This window comes from Streptomyces sp. NPDC002306 (genome assembly GCF_053593435.1).
In genome coordinates this window covers 1-16,181 of the sequence record NZ_JBSFCK010000034.1, presented here as the reverse complement: position 1 = coordinate 16,181, position 16,181 = coordinate 1, and the positions used below count along the sequence as shown (strand labels likewise).

The following is a 16,181-nucleotide window of genomic DNA, read 5'->3' as shown; positions in this document are numbered from 1 at the left end:
CGATCGTCCGGCGTGGGTCCGGCAGGCGGCAGAGTCTGATTCACGTGCTCGGAGCAACACATCCGGGCGCCTGTCGATGGACCCCCAGCGGCCTACTGACCCACGGGCTCGGAACGCGCCAAGGCGACACGACGTCCGCCGGACGACCACACACCGATTTTCACGCACACAGGGATCCTGCTGGCCAAATGTCGTGTCCTGGGGTGTGGGGATGCTGTTGGCACCGTGGTGGCCGGTCTTGTCGTTCCCGGTCGCTGGGGGGGGGGGGTGAGAGTTATGTCGTTGCGGCCGGAGGAGTGGCCCGAGGTCCCGGAGGCGACGTTGCGGGTCGCCCGGGCAGCGGCAGGACGCGGGGTCCCGCCGTTGGCGATGCGGGTGCGGGACGAGCTGGGCGGGCTGTTCGCGGATAAGGAGTTCGCCGGGGCGTTCGGCCGCAGGGGCCGGCGTGGATGGTCGCCGGGACGGCTGGCGATGGTGACCGTGCTGCAGATGGCGGAGAACCTGACCGACCGTGCCGCTGTTCAGCGGGTCCGCTTCGATCTGTCGTGGAAGTACTGCCTGGGCCTGGAGCTGGAGGACGTCGGCTTCGATGCGTCGGTGTTGTCGGAGTTCCGCACCCGGGTGGCCGGCCATGGCCTGGAAGAGCGGGTGCTGGATCTGCTGGTTGCGGCGCTCAAGGAGAATGGCCTGGTCAAGGCAGGAGGCAAGCAGCGTACCGATTCCACTCATGTGCTGGCAGCGGTGAGGGAGTTGAACCGGCTGGCTGGCCGGGGAAACGGTGCGAGCCGCGCTGGAGGCACTGTCCTGCGCGGCCCCCGACTGGGTGGTGCAGGTGCTGGAGGTCGGTGAGTGGAACCGGCGTTACGGGCGGCGGATCGATGCGTACTGGCGCCCGCCCGGCTCGCAGACCCAGCGCGGCCAACTCGCTGTGAACTACGGCCGTGACGCGGTGGCTCTGCTGCGGGCGGTCTACCGTCCGGCCGCGCCGGTCTGGTTGCGGGAGCTGCCCGCGGTCCAGACGTTGCGGCAGATCACCGTGCGGAACTACCTGATCACCACCGACAGCAACGGAGCGGAGGTGGTCAAGTGGCGGGAGGCGGACAAGGACGGCCTCCCGCCCGGCAGAATCCGCCTGACCTTGCCTTATGACCTCGACGCCCGCTACGGCACCAAGGAAGATCTCCACTGGACCGGGTACAAGCTGCACATCAGCGAGGTCTGCCAGCCGCCCCGGCCTGCCGACGAGGCTCCGCGGCCCGGTCGGCGGCTACGTCCGCCCATCCCGAACATGATCACGCATGTCGCGACCAAGGATGCGACCGTGCCCGACGTGAAACTCGTCGAGCCCGTCCACCAGGCCCTCGCCGGCCGGGACCTGCTGCCCACCGAGCACTACCTGGACTCCGGCTACGCGAGCGCCGAACTCATCGTCGGTGCCCGGGCCACCTTCGGCATCACGCTGGTCACACCACTGCTGACGGGCACCTCCCGCCAGTACCGGGAGAATGTCGGCTACCAGCGCGAAGCCTTCGCCATCGACTGGGACGCCCGTCAGGCCACCTGCCCCCAGGGCGTCACCAGCCGGTTCTGGAGCCCGGCCAAACAAAAGGGCCGCGACGTGATCGTGGTCCCCTTCGATCAGGCCGACTGCGTTCCCTGTCCGGTCAGAGCAGAATGCACCAACGCCACCCGCTGGGGCCGCCAACTCACCCTGCGGCCACGGGCACTGCACGAACTCATCCACGCCAACCACACCGCCCAGCAAGACCAGGCGTGGCAGGCGAAGTACGCCCTGCGAGCGGGCGTCGAGGGCACGATCCGCCAGGCCATAGCCGTCACCGGCAGCCGCCGTGCCCGCTATCGGGGCCTCGCAAAGACCCACCTCGAACACGTCTACTCCGCCGTGGCCCTCAACCTGATCCGCCTCGACGCCTGGTGGAACGACCAGCCCCTCGCCCACACCCGAACCAGCCACCTCGCCCGCCTCGACCTCACCCTCGCCGCCTGATCCCCACATTTGGCCAGCAGGATCCGCAGGGTGCCGCCGTCAGGCGACCGGACTACTGACCCGTGCCACGCTGCAGCACCGCGGCCCGGCACCCGTCAGGGGCGCCGGGCCGCTGCCTGGGCGGCGAACCTTCGCGGTTGGCCCCCAGAGAGCGCCGAGAGTGGCCGATCAGTCGGCTACGAGGCCCCCCAGACCTTGGCTGAACTGGAGGTAGTAGTTGGTGCCGTCCAGGACGTCAGTCGCCGCTGTGCCCCACGTTCCGCCGAATATCCAGGTCCAACCGTTGCAGGTACCTGTCCTCTGGAAGCAGGTCCGCACGTAGATGGTGTAGTTCGGCTTGACGTTGATGTCCGCGCAGTTCGGTCCGGTCTGGGCCCATCCCGTCGGCCACTCGGCCCATTCAGGGCCCCAGGTCGTGGAGAAGCTGACGGCCTGGCCATAGCAGCTGACTTGCGCTCTTGCTGGTGCCGCGCTGGCGGATACGGGTGCGGTCAATGTTGCTGCCACCGCGAGGGCTGCTGCCCCGAAAATGCCGACGATCCTCTTGCTCATGGAGTCTCCGTCCGGTCGGGCGTTCTACGGACAAGCGCGAGCATCGTAGAAGTGGAATCCCGGATGCAGCAGAGCGCGCGCAGCAAGTCGCTGCGCCATACCGCAGCGCAGCGGCCCGGAACCTCCGCCGTGGGGGCCCGGGCCGCTGCGGTGCTCCGGCACCAACGTGCCGTAGGCGGCTACTCGCCCATGTCCTTGCCGCGAGGCTGCTTTTTGCCGTCGGCCTGCGGCGTCGGCCGACGGTGACCTCCTGGCGGCTGCTGCTGGCGACCGAGCGCGCCAAGCAGGCCGGCAGGACAGGGAACACGGGAGCCGGGTGAGGGCCCGACGCAGACCGGCTGATCCCCGCCGGCCGCAGACGCGCCCGGCGCTACATGGTTCCTGGATGCCGGGCGGGGCCGCCTGGGAGAGGGAGATGACTCAGGACTTGCCGCGGGTGTCCTCCTCCCGGACGTTGCGGAGTTCCACGCCGGGAAGGAGCAACTCGGATATGAAGGCGCTGGTCAGTACGGTCGTCGTGGTCCGCTTGGTCCCTCCGCCCTTGATCAGGCTGGGCACCAGGACCCGGGGAACGCGACGGACGCCGCTCACCTCAGCAGCATCCTCAACTGGTGTGTCCTCCCGCAGGTTGTTGGAGCTGTGATCCATGGTCCTCCCCTTTCCCCGGACGCGGAGTGCCCGGACCCGCCTTGAAACGAGCGCTGCACTTCGCCGCCCGATGTTCCCACGAACCTGAACAGCACTGTGACCACGCGCTGTTGAGCAGAGAGACGCCGCCTCACACACGACCCCCGGGACACCGTCGCACGTTGCCGCGAGTGCGGCGCGAGGACAGCACACGGTGCCCAACGCCCCGCCACCTGGATGCAGGCCTACCTCACCGGGCTGACCGGACCTGACCCTGACCATCCGCGCGTCGTATCCGGCGGATGCGCCGAAGCTGCGCCCGCTCGCCCCGCAGGTCTCGAACGGGGCTCGCCTCATCGCCAGCCGCTACCCCCGACCGCGCCCCGGCCCGGCGGCGTACGGCCCGGGATGCCGCTCGTGAACGGCTCCGGCCCCTCCGACTCGACAGGTCGGAGGGGCCGGGTATTCGTGGCGGGGCGGGATTTGAACCACGCGACCTCTGGGTTATGAGCCCAGCGAGCTACCGAGCTGCTCCACCCCGCGTCGGTCCCTCCAGCGTACGGGACGCCTGCGGTGCGCACGGGGGTTTTCGGGCGGCTCGCGCGGTGACGTCGCTGGAGCGGCGGGCCGGCCGTCGCACGGAGCGCGCTGCCCTGCCCCTGTTGCCCGTGCCCCGGTCTGCTCCTCCACTGTGCGCTCTCGCCGCACGCGCGGGTGATGAAGGCGGTGATTTCGGCGCGCAGATCTTGGCCGTCGCCAGCGTTGGCTTGCCGCTGCATTACCTCGACCGACGACCCGGAGCGCCCGCTCGTGCAGAGTCCCGTTCGCTTGCTGGGCGGCCCGCAGTTCGCCTGGCACGCCCTGTTGGAGAACTCCACCTCATGATGCCGACTCGACCGACAGGATGAGGGGGCACGCGATACGAGAGTGGTGACCATGAGCAGGGTTCAAAGCGACGCGCCAGCAATCAGTCTGTTCAAGATGCAGGCGCAGGCGCCGGATTTGGTGAGCCTGTACAAGGCAGCTGGGTCCAGCGTACGCGCGCACGGTCTTGAGGGGGTGCGCGCTGCCGTCTATCTCGTGCTGGACCGTTCTGGCTCGATGCGGCCCTACTACAAGGACGGCACCATGCAGCATCTCGGTGAGCAGATCCTCTCCTTGTCCGCCCACCTCGACGACGACGGCACCGTGCCGGTGGTGTTCTTCTCCACCGACGTCGACGGAACCACCGACCTCAGGCTCGGAGGCCATCGTGGGCGTATCAACAAGTTGCACGAGAACCTCGGTCATATGGGGCGGACGAACTACCACTGGGCCATGGACGATGTCATCGATCACTACCTGGCTTCCGGCAGTGCCGCCCCAGCCCTGGTGATCTTCCAGACCGATGGCGGACCCACCAGCAAGTTCGCCGCCGAACGGTACCTGTGCAAAGCAGCCCGGCTGCCGCTGTTTTGGCAGTTCGTCGGGTTCGGCGACCCCGACGACAACGAGTTCACCTTTCTTCGCCGCCTCGACGACCTGGCCGTACCCCGATATCGCATCGTCGACAACGCGGGCTTCTTCCACGCTGGCCGCAATCCGCGCACCGTACGCGACGATCTCCTCTACGACCGGCTTCTGCAGGAGTTCCCCACCTGGCTTGCATCGGCTCGCACCGCTCAGATCCTGTGACGAGCGTCTCGACCACACCAGACCGGACCACCGATCTCGCACCACATGGCGCGCAGAGCCCAGCACGTTCGCGATCCACCTTTCGGGTCTGGCCCGGATCGCGTCGCACGGTCACGCGCCCTGCGGGAATTCCGACGATGTGTTCAACGCCGTATCTGCAGTCGGCGTAGCCGGTCGTGGACGTGGAGGTATCGGGTCTCAGGTCGCACGAGTGGGTCGTGTCCCCCGTCGTGCACAAGGCGGGCCACGATCCGCGTGTGGCTACACCTGTGGGAACCCGAGTACATCGTCCAGCACAGCCTGGCCCCGCGGATCTGGCAAACGGCCTCATCTACTGGGACCGACAACAACGCGAGCGTCCGATCGTCGACGTGACACGGGAGGTGCCCGAAGGGCCCTGATCACCGACGGCAGGCTTCGGCCGCAGGCCGAGCCAAGACCGGCCGTGGTTGCCCGGCTTGCGCCGGCAGCGTGTGCCGGTCACAAGCAGCCCGCCCGCCCGCTTCTCCCAATAGGCCGCGGGTCTGGAAACGTCGGCGAGGGTGTCGCGCTGGCTCCCCCGTGAGCCGTGGTTCGCGATGCTGTAGCCGGCGCGATCTGCCATCTCGTGAGACGCGGCTTCTCCACCGCGGGCGCCCGAACGGTTGTCGCGGGCATGTCGTAATGTTCGATACCCAGGTCCGGAACCCCGGACCTGCAACAAGGGTGGGGACAACAACCTCGTGCTCCGACGCACACTTCCGGCAGCGACTGCAGTCGCTGCTCTCTTCAGCTCTGCCGCGCTGACCTTTGGCACCGCAGGTACCGCGGCTGCGGACACCCAGACACCGATCCCGATGGCCCGCATGGCGTACGCCGACACGGCAGTGGACGGTGTGCACCACAAGATCTTCATCTCCGGTGCCGACCAGGTACTGGTGACGGACTACTCCGGCAAGGTCCTCGGCACCCTCAGGTACCCGCAGGGCGTGACGTACATGGCCCTCAGTCCGGACTCCAGCACGCTGTACCTGGCGGCCACCTACAGTGACAAGATCATCGCGATCGACACCGCGACCCTGGATCAGCTCGCCGAGTACCCGACCGGCACCAACACCAGGCCCCGCCGGATCACGTACACCGACGGCCACATCTGGTTCTCCTACGGAGACCAGTGGGAGTCCGGCCTGGGCGTCGTCGACCTGGACGGCGAGAGCCCGGCAGTCAGGCTGGACATGGCGGCCGGCTGGGACTTCGCTTCGCCTCCACTGCTTCTCAGCTCTCCGACCCTGCCTGGAACACTGGTCACTCTGGACGGCGGGATCAGCAACGGCCCGATGGTCATCTACGACATCAGCACCGGCACCCCGCAGATCCGCACAAGCGCCCAGCCGGGAGGCTTCTACGAGGACGCGGCTCTCACCCCGGACGGCACCGGCATGGTCGTTGCCCGCAACCGCGCCCTGACCGAGTACCGCCTGTCCGACCTGGCGGAGGTGCGCAGCTACCCGATGCCGGATACGGCCGAGTCGGTCGCGATCGCGCCGGACGGAACCGTGGCAGGGACGCACTACGACTTTGCGGGAACCGGCGAGACCCTCATCTTCGCGAAGGGCTCCACCCAGCCCGCGAGTGTCCGCAACCTTCAGGACACGGTCACCTTCAACGAGCACACCCTGGCCTGGGACCCCGATGGCAGCCGTCTGTTCTTCGTCAGTGAGAGCGGTGACGACTCCGCCCTGTCGGTCGTGACCGAGCCGCGCAAGTACACCGACACCCTCACGGTGTCTGCCCCCAGCAGCGCAACCCGGGCGAAGGTCCTTACGGTCTCGGGGACCCTCACCTCGGCGCTGGCCCTTCCGGCGGGTACGCCGCTCACTGTCGTTCGCACCGACATGGAGTCGCCGGCCGGGAAATCCCTCGGAACCAAAGCTCTCGGCGCGGGTGGCAGGTTCTCCTTCACTGACACGCCCCCCGCAGGCGGCAAGGTCACGTACAAGGTCTCCTATGCCGGTGACGCCGACCACCTGCCGGCATCGGGAAGCGACGTCCTCAACGTCTCCCGGGCCACGCCGGTCATGACGCTCAACCACAACAAGTCCGTCTACAACTATGGGTCGGACGTCTCCTTCACCGCTCATCTTGGCGCCACGTACACCAACCGCACCGTCGAACTGTGGGCAGACCCCCACGGCACCGACAAGCCCAAGAAGCTCCTGAAGACCGGCAAGGTCAACTCCAGCGGCAACCTGTCGGCCACAGTCGACATGGCCCGTGACACCGTCGTCAGTGCCGTCTTCAAGGGCGACTCCCACTTCGCGCCCAGGACAGTGACGGCAACTGCGTACGCGCGTGTCAGGATCTCCACTGCGGTCTCCAAGTACTACAAGACCGGGAAGATCGGCTCGACCGGCTACTACTGGTTCCACAAGAAGACTGCGCCGGTCTTCACCACGACGATGACGTACTACAAGGGCCGCCAGCAGCGGTTCGACTTGCAGGTGTACTACGGCGGCAAGTGGTACGACTCCGGCAGCCAGTACTTCGCGCTCGCCAGCAACGGCAAGTCCGCTGTCAGGCTTTCAGCCCCCGGCGAGTCCGGGATCCGTGCCCGCATGCGGTCTTCCTACATCGACCCGACCTCGGGCGACAGCGTGAACTCCACGACCTACGGGCCCTGGAAGTACATGTACTTCACGAACTGACCGCCGGCGCAACACCGCGGCCGCCTCGCGCATGCAGGGCGGCCGCAGCTCGTTTCGTACAGCGGGCCCCTGCTCGACAAAACACCACCGACCGGTACCGGCCCACCCCGGCTACCCCAGGGGTACCCCTGGGGTAGCTGCTTCCCGGCGTCTGGCCTCCTCGATGCGAACTACGCGCGGGGGCGGTCGCTTGGGTCTGCTCGGCTGGTCAGACAGTCATGCGGGGCTGCTCGCGGTTGGATTCGACCTCGCTGCGAGACGCCGGGAAGGCGCGAGGTACAACTGCGCCATGGCGACTCGACCGACGCGGGCAATGTGGTGGGCTGAAATGGCGATCTTCCTTGCCGTAGCAGCCGTGACTTTCGCTGGGATCAGCGCTCTTCTGGGGGCGTCGGCGCCCCAGGGCCACCACGTCACAGTGGAGGGAGGGGCCTCCATCGTGGTGATTGCGCTGTCCGCCGGCGTCGGCATCTTCGTGAGTGGCCGGTTCAGGGCGTGGGGGCTGCGTCGGCAAGCCTTGTCCTGCGCACGGTCTTGAGATCTGATTTTGAGGTCTGGCCTCATCTTTATCAGGTCGATCACGGGGAAACGTCGACCGTGGCCAACCCGGCTTGTGGCTCGACTGTCTGTCCCTGAGGTTCAGCGTCAACCGCCGCTGTTCGCGCCTGTTGGTGTCAGGTGCTGATGTCAGGAACCGTGGCGCTCGACAAGTTCGAGGTACTTGTACGCCGGATCATCTCCACAACGTGCTCCGTGTACTCAACGCGGGCACACAGATGTACAGGCCCCACGGACGATTCACACTCGATCACCCGCGCACCGGGCGGGAGCCTCAAACTTTCGCGGAAGGTCATGTCGCGCGCGCGGATGTAGCGCAGATCTGTCGGGAGTTCACGCAGCCGCGTCCACGACCGGCGAGGCTTCCACTCGAACTCGCCTCCGGCCTGTACCTGGCCAAGACTGTATCGGCGTTCCTTGTCCGGCAGATTGGCACCGACCTGGAAGAAGACCGCTTCCCCTGCTTCGGCCCGAGACGCTGTCCGCCGCGCTCGCCGCCCGATGAGCATCATCCCGATCTTCACACCGATGAAGCCAACGAAGAGCACCGTCATCATGTGCGAAGTAAAGCAGGCAACCAACTGATCACCAAGGGGCCAAGCGCGCCTCGGACCTGGCCTTACCCACCACTCACCCCAGCTCCCATCCCGTCTGCCGTCGAACCACGACTGCTCGGCTCTGCCTGGGTCGACGACGGACGGGATGGGAGCACCCACGCCCCCGCCACACTCGGCCCGCCGGCGAACGGCGCCCCCTCCATCTCGGAGCCTGAGCGCCCCCGCCGGAGGCACGTTCTGACACGCTGACGCTATGCGGTGATCACCTCATGGTTTCCGGCCCCACCCGCTGTGGGCGCGCGTCGGCGCAGCGCCGGGAGCGAGCCCGGCGGAGCGGAGCGCAGCCGGTGCTGCGGCACAGCCAGCTCGGCATGACCATGCCCCGTGAGTCCCCGCCTGATCTGGCGCGGTTGTGGCACGGGGAGCTTCTTGGCAACCAGCGTGCGGCCCCGCTCCATCGCCCGAGGGTGCGCGGACCAGCCACCGACTACGTGGGAGAGGCGAAAGGGTTCCCGTCAGGAACTGGTGGGCCGCTCAACTGCGTCCCCGGATGCTGGACAGGCGCCCAATCCGGGCCGCGGTGGTCCAGCCACCACCTGCCGATGGTGTGGAACTTCTCCTCGAACCCGCGATCCCAGCAGAGGAATCCGGTGATCGGTGCCCGCAGGCGAGTACGACGGCCACCCGCTTCGTAGATCACAACGATCTGGGCCCCCTGGATGCGTTCGGCGCGGATGGCCTGGACGTTCGACCACTGGACAGTCCGGCCGGGGAGGCCGTGCACGATGGCCGTCGACTCCGTGAGAGTGACGCCGACGTGCTGCCCGAGGATCACCAGCACGAGCAGCGCGGGTCCCCACATCTCCAACGACTCGACCAGCCCGGACCCGGTGGGCTTCCAGATCATCCAGTCCAAGACCGTCATGCCCCCGGCGACGACAAAGGGGGGTAGAAGAAGCAGTACGCGTTGGAGACGCGTATACCGGTAGCGGATGCGCTCCGGCGGCACAGCCTCGACCTGCGATTGCTCCACAATCCCCACCCCTCACACGATGCAGCCACCGTCGGCTCTTGATCGCCAAGGCAGCATGGCCGACCGGGGGCGCGGTGTCCATCGCCTACGGCTGCCGGCCGGAGCGGGCCAGCAGGGTCATTCGGCTTCCGCCGCCCCATCCCAACCCGCCTGCCGTCCTGAGGGCCTTCCAGGGGGGCGGACGGCACGCTGGGGTGAGTGCTGCCGGGCCCGTCCGCCCCCGCGACTTCACCGAGGCTCTTCCGCGGTGTCGAGTGGCAGGGGCGTTCATCGGCTCGTCTCGGTTTCCGTCTCATTCAGCCCCGTTCACCGCCGTTCAGGCGAGACTGCGAGAGTCCGATACGACGCGATGCCAAGACGTCCATGAACGCAGGTGAACGCCCCCGCACATAGTCCACCGACCCACCACCACAGTTCCATGAGGGCTTCCCAATGTGGGGCTGGCAACGGACGTCTCAGGAATGGTTCGTGCCAAAGAGCATCAGGGAGTGGGACCCACCCAAACTCTGGTGGAACAGCTTCGAAGCACGGGAGGAGATGCACCAGCTTCGCTCCGTTGTCCAGAGCCATCCCGTGCTGGCTTCCCGCGTCGACACACTGGTGGGAACGACCTTCGGTGCCCAACTGCGCGAACTCACAGGGCTAGTCCGATCACTCGTATACGTGGGGTGCTCCCATCCCGTCCGCCATCGACCCAGGAAGAGCCGAGCGGACGCGGCCCATGGCGTCCAGGCGGAGCGCGCCACTGTACGAACGACCCGGACGCCAGGAACCACGCCCGCTCCACGGTGTGTGGGTCGACGGCGGACGGGATGGGAGCGGGGAGAGTGGTGGGTTGAGCTGGTCGGGCAACGAGAGACGACTGGATCCGGTCGGTGGCAACGGCGCCAGCGAGGCTATTTGATGATGAGACCGACGACTACTGCAATCAGTCCGCCGAGGACACCCAGACTGCCCTGCACCATCCCGGACTTGTATGAGTACGGCCCCTCTTCCAGAGCCCACTTCCACCCACGCCGACGGCCGAGCGTCACCCATCCGATCACGATCAACCCCACGACCAGGAAGAAGAGCCCGGTACTCACCGGATCATCTGCCGAGCCGGCAGCCATCGCGCATGTCACATCGGCCGATGTTATGCACAGGGTTCTTTGGCCCGTCAGCCGGGTCTTCAAATACGTCTCGGGCCGCCCCTGGGCCGTGCGAGGGTGCTCAACGACGACCAAAGCTGACAACCACCGACAGTTAAGTCGCAGGTCACAGCGTTGATCGATAATAAGGCCGCAGGTCACAGACCCGGCCCGGCCCTTCACTACTTCGGCAACTGTAGGGACTGGCCATACGGGCCTGGTCACACTGATCATGAGGGGCATGCAGAGCGTTCAGGTGAAAGCAAAGGTCAGCAGGCCACGGAGATCCCTCGGTAGAGCCTCGGTGTGCCTTTTCGCGCTGGGGAGCTTCAACGCGGCGATCTACCTCACCGAGCTGATCATGGATGGAGACCGCTACGTCCCCCTGCTCGAGTCTGCTTCCGGGCTGCTACTCGCGAGCTGGATCACCGGAGCCGTGCACCTTCTCCAGATAGGGAAGGCAGGGAGGCAGAACCCGCACGGGAGACCGGGTACGACGGCTGACATCAGCGGCTGACACCAACAAGCGCGAACAACGGTGAACCAGGCCGAACCCCAGTGGACGATCAGGCGAGGCGCAAAGGGCGTTACTGACTTCGGCGTTTCAAGGTGAGGCTGGGGTGTCGAGGGTGAGGCCGGTGCCGGCTACGAAGCCGTCGAGAGTGTGGGGCCGGTATTGAAGGCGTTTGAGGCGGTTGCGGACCAGGGTTCCGAGTCGGTCGAGGGCCACGACGGCGAGGTTGGCGAGGCTGCGTTTGATGTGTGCCCAGACGCCTTCGACAGGGTTGAGGTCGGGTGAGTAGGCGGGCAGCAGGAACACTGTCAGCCACTCGCGTTCGGCGACGAGGTCCCGCATCCTGCGGGAGACATGGGTGTTCAGGCGGTCCCGGACCAGCACGATCGGCGCTCTGACCAGGAGCTCGGCGGCGCGGTGCCTCCAGTGGGCGGCTGGCGCTTCGCCTCCGTGCCGCCGACGATGGCAGGCGGCGACGTTCAGCGGCTGCTGGACGATACTCCGCGCCACGGGACGGTCGGTGTCCGCGACTACGCAATCCTGATGCTGGTGGCCAGCCTTGGACTGCGCTCGATCGAGGTGGCCCGGCTGCTGCTGGACGACATCGACTGGCGCTGCGGCGAGATCGTCGTCCGCGGCAAGGGACGCCGTGAGGACCGGCTCCCGCTCCCGGCCGACGTCGGAGAGGCCCTGGTCGCATACTTGACCGGCCCCAGGCTGCGCCTGGATGCCCGCCATGTCTTCCTGACCTGCAAGGCTCCGCACGGTCCGATCCGGGCGGACCTGGTCGGCGACGTGGTGGAACGAGCCTGTCGGCGGGCCGGCACGCTCAAGGTCGGGCCGCACCGATTGCGTCATGCCCTGGCCGCCGACATGCTCCGACACGGCGCCGGGCTCACGGCCATCGGCCAGGTGCTCCGGCACCAGGACCTGGCCACCACCGCGCTCTACGCGAAGGTCGACTTCATCGCCCTGCGCGCGGTCGCACAGCCCTGGCCCGGGACGGAGGCGGCATGACCGACCTTCGCCAAGTGGTCGACGACTACCTGCGGCTTCGCCGTTCGCTGGGGCACCAGATGGCCGAAGCGGCATATCTGTTGCCCGACTTCGTGAGCTACATGGATGACCGCGGCGGACAGACCGTCACCATCGCCGCCGCGCTGGACTGGGTGAAGACCCGCGAACCCGAGGTTCCGGCACCGAGTCCTACCGGTTCCGCGTCACCGAAGCAGAACGACGCAACTGAAGGGGCCGTTCGCCCGGTCAGTCCCGACTCGAAAGAGGGGTCCGCAGTTCCACGCGAAGCCGGATCGAAGTGTCGATGGGCAGCCCGAGGCTGGCGAGCCGCAGATCCTTCGAGTATGTCGCGATGAGGTCGAGATCCCGCAGCTGGCGTTGGAGTTCGGCAATGGTTGCCTCGTCGAGGTCGGGTAGGTTCTCTTCCTGCTCGGCGAGGTACTCAAGGTGCTCGTCCACAGCGTCCACGGCCCGCCGACTGGCCCAGACCGCGAAGTCACGGCACTCGAACAGGTAGGCGTGCGCGGCATAAAGCGTCGCGGCCGCCGCGTTGTCGTCCGCATCCTCGGGACCGTCCTGCCCATCGTTGTGGCAGTACTCGCTGAGCATGTACTCGGCCACACCCCGTTTCACGGCCGTGAAGGCGGTCGAGTCCCCGAGGGAGCCCTCCCACACGGAGTTCAGCAGGGGCCGCAGGCTCATCGTGAACGGTGCCCGATCCTCCTCGGGCAGTGCTTCATGCCAGCTCATGAGCCGTTCAGCGGCGCCGGCTGCGAAGACTCCGCGCTCACTCGACGACATGGCCGTCAGGCGCTCCTCCACCGACGCCGACAACTCCTGCCACGTGTTCAAACCGAGCCGCCCCCGAGTCGCGATACCGGCGAGCTCACGCCCGCCTCGGGGATCATCGCACCCATCCCCGACAACGCCTGAAGCAGCCGTCACCAATCCGGCTCGCTCAACAAAGGGGCGGGCCCGTCCGCACCGCGCCTGTCAGGGACACGGGCCGGCAGGGCCCAGGCCACCAAGCTACTGGCCCACATCCATCCGCTACCGCAGACACTCCCAACCCGACGTCACTCGATCAGGGTGGCTCCCGTTCTCGCCGCCGATCATGGACCTACACCGTTGTCCATCTCCCGCACGGATGGATCAAAGCGGCTCTCAAAACCACCGCCCACGTGGCTCTCGTTCACCCCGCCGAAAACACCACGGGTGTCCCCGGGTGCGATGACGATCGCGCCGGGCGCGCCCTGGGACACGGCGTGGACCGGCGCGTAGATACCGCGGGCCGCCGCCTCGTCCGGATCGGTCTCCTCCCATCTCCGCCACGGCGGCCCCCAGGGCTCGGGATCCACGGCGAACGTGCCCGACTCCATGAGCACCGGGAGCTGGATCCCGTTCCCGTACTTCTGACGGGCATGGGCCGGCAGCGCGGCCTGGGACAGCGGGACGGTCAGCCTGGCACCGCATCCTGCACACACGAAAACGAACAAACGTCCTCAGCTGGAGAAGCAGAGCGCATCGTGTCAGCTTCGCGGCGTTGCGGCCACCGTGTTTTTCATCCGTTGCGGGGCCAGGCACCGCAACGGCGTGGAGCATCACCGTTCGCATCATCGACGCGCCGGGTGTCTCCCGGAGCGGTGGACATCTGGTGTCCGGTCTCGTGGGCGAAGTCTGTGGTGTGCGGCCGGGAGGTTGTGCGTGTGCTGGGGCTGGCCGGGGGGGCAGGTGTGGGGGTGTCAGGCGTTGTGGTGTTGGTGTGTGGTGTGGGGGAGGAGGTGGTGCCAGAGGTGGTTGAGGGTGGTGGGGGTGAGCCAGTGGGGGTTTTTGCGGTGGAGGGTTTCGAGGCCGATGGTGGCGGCGGTGATGGTGGTGGTGAGGTGGTGGGGGGTGGTGTGGTGGGGGAGTTGGTGGTGGGTGGCGGCTTGGGTGAGGTGGTGGTGGATGTATTGCTGCCATTCGGTGCGTAGGTCGAGGTGTGGGTGGTGGGGGGTTTCGCTGTTGAGGTGGTAGCCGGCGCGGGCGATGGTGTTGTGGCGGAGGGTGTGGGCGAGGGCGTGGGTGGTGTTGATGAGTTGTTGGAGGGGGTCGGTGTCTGGTTGTTGGGCGGTGGCTGCTGTGGTGCGTAGGAGGTGGGCTGCGGTGGTTTCGAGGGTGGTGGCGAGGTCGGCTTTGCTGGTGAAGTGGAAGTGGAGGGCGCCGGTGCTGACGCCGGCGTTGGTGCTGATGTCGGTGAGGCCGGCGCGGGTGTAGCCGTGCTGCTCGAATGCCTGGGCTGCGGAGTGGATGAGCGCCTGGCGGGTGTGGGCGGCACGTTCTTGTTTCATTGCCGGGGGCTCCTCGGGGCGGCGGGGGTGTGTGCTGCAGCCTGGCGATAGAAAACCGGGTTGCTGGTTCTGTATTATCTAACCGGGTGGAGTCGTCCCTGGCCACTGTGTGACGGTGGCGGCGTCAAGTCTGCGGGGGAGCCCTGGAGCCGCAGGGAACGGCATGTCCGTGCGGCCGAGCCCGTCTGGGCCCGGGCCCGGCGGGGTTGCGCCGTCCGGGCCGGGTCGTACCGGTCCGGTCCGGCAGGGCCGGGTCGGTTGGCGCCGGGTCGTGCGGGGCCGGGTCGGTCGGGTGGTGCCGGGCCTGGTGGTGTGCCGGCCGTGCCGGGCCAGGTCGGTCGGGTCAGGTCGGGTCGTGCCGGGGAGGGCCAGGCGGGCGGGGCCGTGTCGCGCCGGGCTGTGTCGTGCGGTGCCGGGTTGTGCGGCGCCGGGAAGGGTCGGGGCGTGCGGGGGTCGGGCTCTCTGTGGGGCTGGGCCGGGCCGGGCTGGGCCGGGCCGGGCTGCTGGGCTGGGCTGCGTCGGGCCGGGCCGGGCCTGGTGGGCTGTGCCGGGTCGGGCTGTGTGGTGCCGGGTCGGGGTCTGGTCGTGCCGGGTGCCGGGTGCCGGGTGCCGGGTGCCGGGTGCCGGGTTGGTCGGGGGTTTCGGGGGTGTGCGGTGGTGCGTGCTGCCTGCGTGGCTCCGCACGCTCTGCATGGCCTGGTTGCCGTGCGCTGTTTCTGCTGATGGAAACGCTACGTTGCATTTATGGATCACGCAACGGATCTGTTGCGCATGTTTCCTTTCACTGCAGCTGATCGCCGGGAAATCGTTGCAATGGTTTTACGTCTAATGCAACGGTCACTGTCCGGTTCGTTGCAATGGTTTGAGGGTGAACGCTATGCGTGAGGTGCCGGGGGGCTGGGTGAGGGCGGGGGCGCCGGCGGGCGGTGTTCCGGGGCGGGGCGCGGGCCTGCCGCCGGGTGCCGTCACGGGGTCCAACGGCCCCGGCGGCCGGGTGCCCCCGAGAGGTCCGGCAGTGCGGGAGGGCCGGGCGTTGCCGCAGGGCCTGGCGGCCCCTGCGGGCCGGGCGGGTGTGGGGGAGGTGTTGGCCGGTATGCGCGGGGATCCTTCGCTGCGTACGGATGCGGGGCGGGTGCTGCTGCAGCTGCTGGCGGCGCATGGGCTGGGGGACGAGGCCCGCTGGGAGCGTCTTGGCGCACGGTGTGCCGGAACACCGCAAGGACGTGCTGGCGCGGGCGGCACGCGAGTGTGCCGGGCTGTGGCTGCGTTTCGCCGACACTCTCGAGGCCCGCCGCGGGTGAGCGGTGCCCGCACGGACCCTGCCCGCATGGATCCCGCCCGCATGGATCCCGGCCGTGCGGATCCCGGCCGTACGGATCCCGCCTGTGCGGATCCTGCCGTGGGGTGGCTGGATCCGTTGTAAAGAAACCTGGTTGCTGGTATTTTTTGGGTGGTGTGGGGGTGGGGCGGGATGTTCTGTCCTGGTGGGCGGGCCGG

General features: G+C 67.7%; 13 protein-coding genes, 1 tRNA gene and 2 pseudogenes. 6 read left to right on the top strand and 10 right to left on the bottom strand.

Annotated elements, in window-relative coordinates; translation table 11 throughout:
- The first annotated feature begins 276 nt into the window (after positions 1-276).
- Positions 277-849: a transposase gene (locus ACWCQK_RS34675; protein WP_451161964.1), complete on the top strand. Its 573-nt coding sequence runs from the start codon at positions 277-279 to the stop codon at positions 847-849.
- Entirely contained in the window at positions 779-2,008 is a 1,230-nt protein-coding gene (locus tag ACWCQK_RS34670; RefSeq protein WP_451161962.1) for a transposase, read from the top strand. Before ACWCQK_RS34675 ends, ACWCQK_RS34670 begins: the two co-directional genes overlap by 71 nt.
- A 168-nt stretch (positions 2,009-2,176) precedes the next feature.
- Here the strand turns inward: ACWCQK_RS34670 and ACWCQK_RS34665 are convergent, their stop codons facing one another.
- From ACWCQK_RS34665 to ACWCQK_RS34655, 3 genes are all read right to left on the bottom strand, one after another.
- Entirely contained in the window at positions 2,177-2,560 is a 384-nt protein-coding gene (locus tag ACWCQK_RS34665; RefSeq protein ID WP_451161960.1) for a hypothetical protein, read from the bottom strand.
- A 420-nt stretch (positions 2,561-2,980) separates the two neighbouring features.
- The gene (locus tag ACWCQK_RS34660; protein WP_451161958.1) at positions 2,981-3,208 is read right to left on the bottom strand and encodes a hypothetical protein; all 228 of its coding nucleotides are present in this window, start codon (positions 3,206-3,208) and stop codon (positions 2,981-2,983) included.
- A 448-nt stretch (positions 3,209-3,656) separates the two neighbouring features.
- Positions 3,657-3,726 (bottom strand) — tRNA-Met (locus ACWCQK_RS34655).
- Between the two features lie 397 nt (positions 3,727-4,123).
- Between ACWCQK_RS34655 and ACWCQK_RS34650 the strand changes: the two genes are divergently transcribed.
- Together ACWCQK_RS34650 and ACWCQK_RS34645 are read left to right on the top strand one after the other, a co-directional pair.
- Positions 4,124-4,861: a vWA domain-containing protein gene (locus tag ACWCQK_RS34650; RefSeq protein ID WP_451161956.1), complete on the top strand. Its 738-nt coding sequence runs from the start codon at positions 4,124-4,126 to the stop codon at positions 4,859-4,861.
- A gap of 845 nt (positions 4,862-5,706) precedes the next feature.
- On the top strand, positions 5,707-7,545 hold the full coding sequence (locus ACWCQK_RS34645; RefSeq protein ID WP_451161954.1) for an Ig-like domain repeat protein: 1,839 nt from the start codon (positions 5,707-5,709) through the stop codon (positions 7,543-7,545).
- A 674-nt stretch (positions 7,546-8,219) separates the two neighbouring features.
- On the opposite strand, the gene ACWCQK_RS34640 is transcribed toward ACWCQK_RS34645, so the two are convergent.
- The 3 genes from ACWCQK_RS34640 to ACWCQK_RS34630 form a co-directional block, all read right to left on the bottom strand.
- The gene (locus ACWCQK_RS34640) at positions 8,220-8,660 is read right to left on the bottom strand and encodes a hypothetical protein (protein ID WP_451161952.1); all 441 of its coding nucleotides are present in this window, start codon (positions 8,658-8,660) and stop codon (positions 8,220-8,222) included.
- A 487-nt stretch (positions 8,661-9,147) separates the two neighbouring features.
- Positions 9,148-9,702: a hypothetical protein gene (locus tag ACWCQK_RS34635; RefSeq protein ID WP_451161950.1), complete on the bottom strand. Its 555-nt coding sequence runs from the start codon at positions 9,700-9,702 to the stop codon at positions 9,148-9,150.
- A gap of 887 nt (positions 9,703-10,589) precedes the next feature.
- Positions 10,590-10,805, bottom strand: a complete 216-nt coding sequence (locus ACWCQK_RS34630) for a hypothetical protein (protein WP_451161948.1) — start codon at positions 10,803-10,805, stop codon at positions 10,590-10,592.
- 259 nt (positions 10,806-11,064) lie between these two features.
- Here ACWCQK_RS34630 and ACWCQK_RS34625 point away from each other — a divergent pair, with 259 nt between their 5' ends.
- Complete coding sequence (locus ACWCQK_RS34625) at positions 11,065-11,340, top strand: hypothetical protein (protein WP_451161946.1); 276 nt, start codon at positions 11,065-11,067, stop codon at positions 11,338-11,340.
- Positions 11,341-11,427: 87 nt separating this feature from the next.
- On the opposite strand, the pseudogene ACWCQK_RS34620 reads toward ACWCQK_RS34625, so the two are convergent.
- Positions 11,428-11,739 (bottom strand): annotated as a pseudogene (locus tag ACWCQK_RS34620) (transposase); the annotation flags it as partial.
- Here ACWCQK_RS34620 and ACWCQK_RS34615 point away from each other — a divergent pair.
- Positions 11,692-12,354, top strand: coding sequence for a tyrosine-type recombinase/integrase (locus tag ACWCQK_RS34615; protein WP_451161944.1), 663 nt, complete (start codon positions 11,692-11,694; stop codon positions 12,352-12,354). The pseudogene ACWCQK_RS34620 and the gene ACWCQK_RS34615 sit on opposite strands and share 48 nt — an antisense overlap.
- A gap of 246 nt (positions 12,355-12,600) precedes the next feature.
- Here ACWCQK_RS34615 and ACWCQK_RS34610 read toward each other — a convergent pair whose 3' ends face one another.
- The 3 genes and pseudogenes from ACWCQK_RS34610 to ACWCQK_RS34600 form a co-directional block, all read right to left on the bottom strand.
- A complete protein-coding gene (locus ACWCQK_RS34610; protein WP_451161942.1) occupies positions 12,601-13,176 on the bottom strand; it encodes a hypothetical protein in 576 nt (191 codons plus the stop codon).
- A 386-nt stretch (positions 13,177-13,562) separates the two neighbouring features.
- Positions 13,563-13,850, bottom strand: a pseudogene (locus tag ACWCQK_RS34605) (hypothetical protein); the annotation flags it as partial.
- A 246-nt stretch (positions 13,851-14,096) separates the two neighbouring features.
- The gene (locus ACWCQK_RS34600; protein WP_451161940.1) at positions 14,097-14,684 is read right to left on the bottom strand and encodes a ScbR family autoregulator-binding transcription factor; all 588 of its coding nucleotides are present in this window, start codon (positions 14,682-14,684) and stop codon (positions 14,097-14,099) included.
- Positions 14,685-16,181: the final 1,497 nt, after the last annotated feature.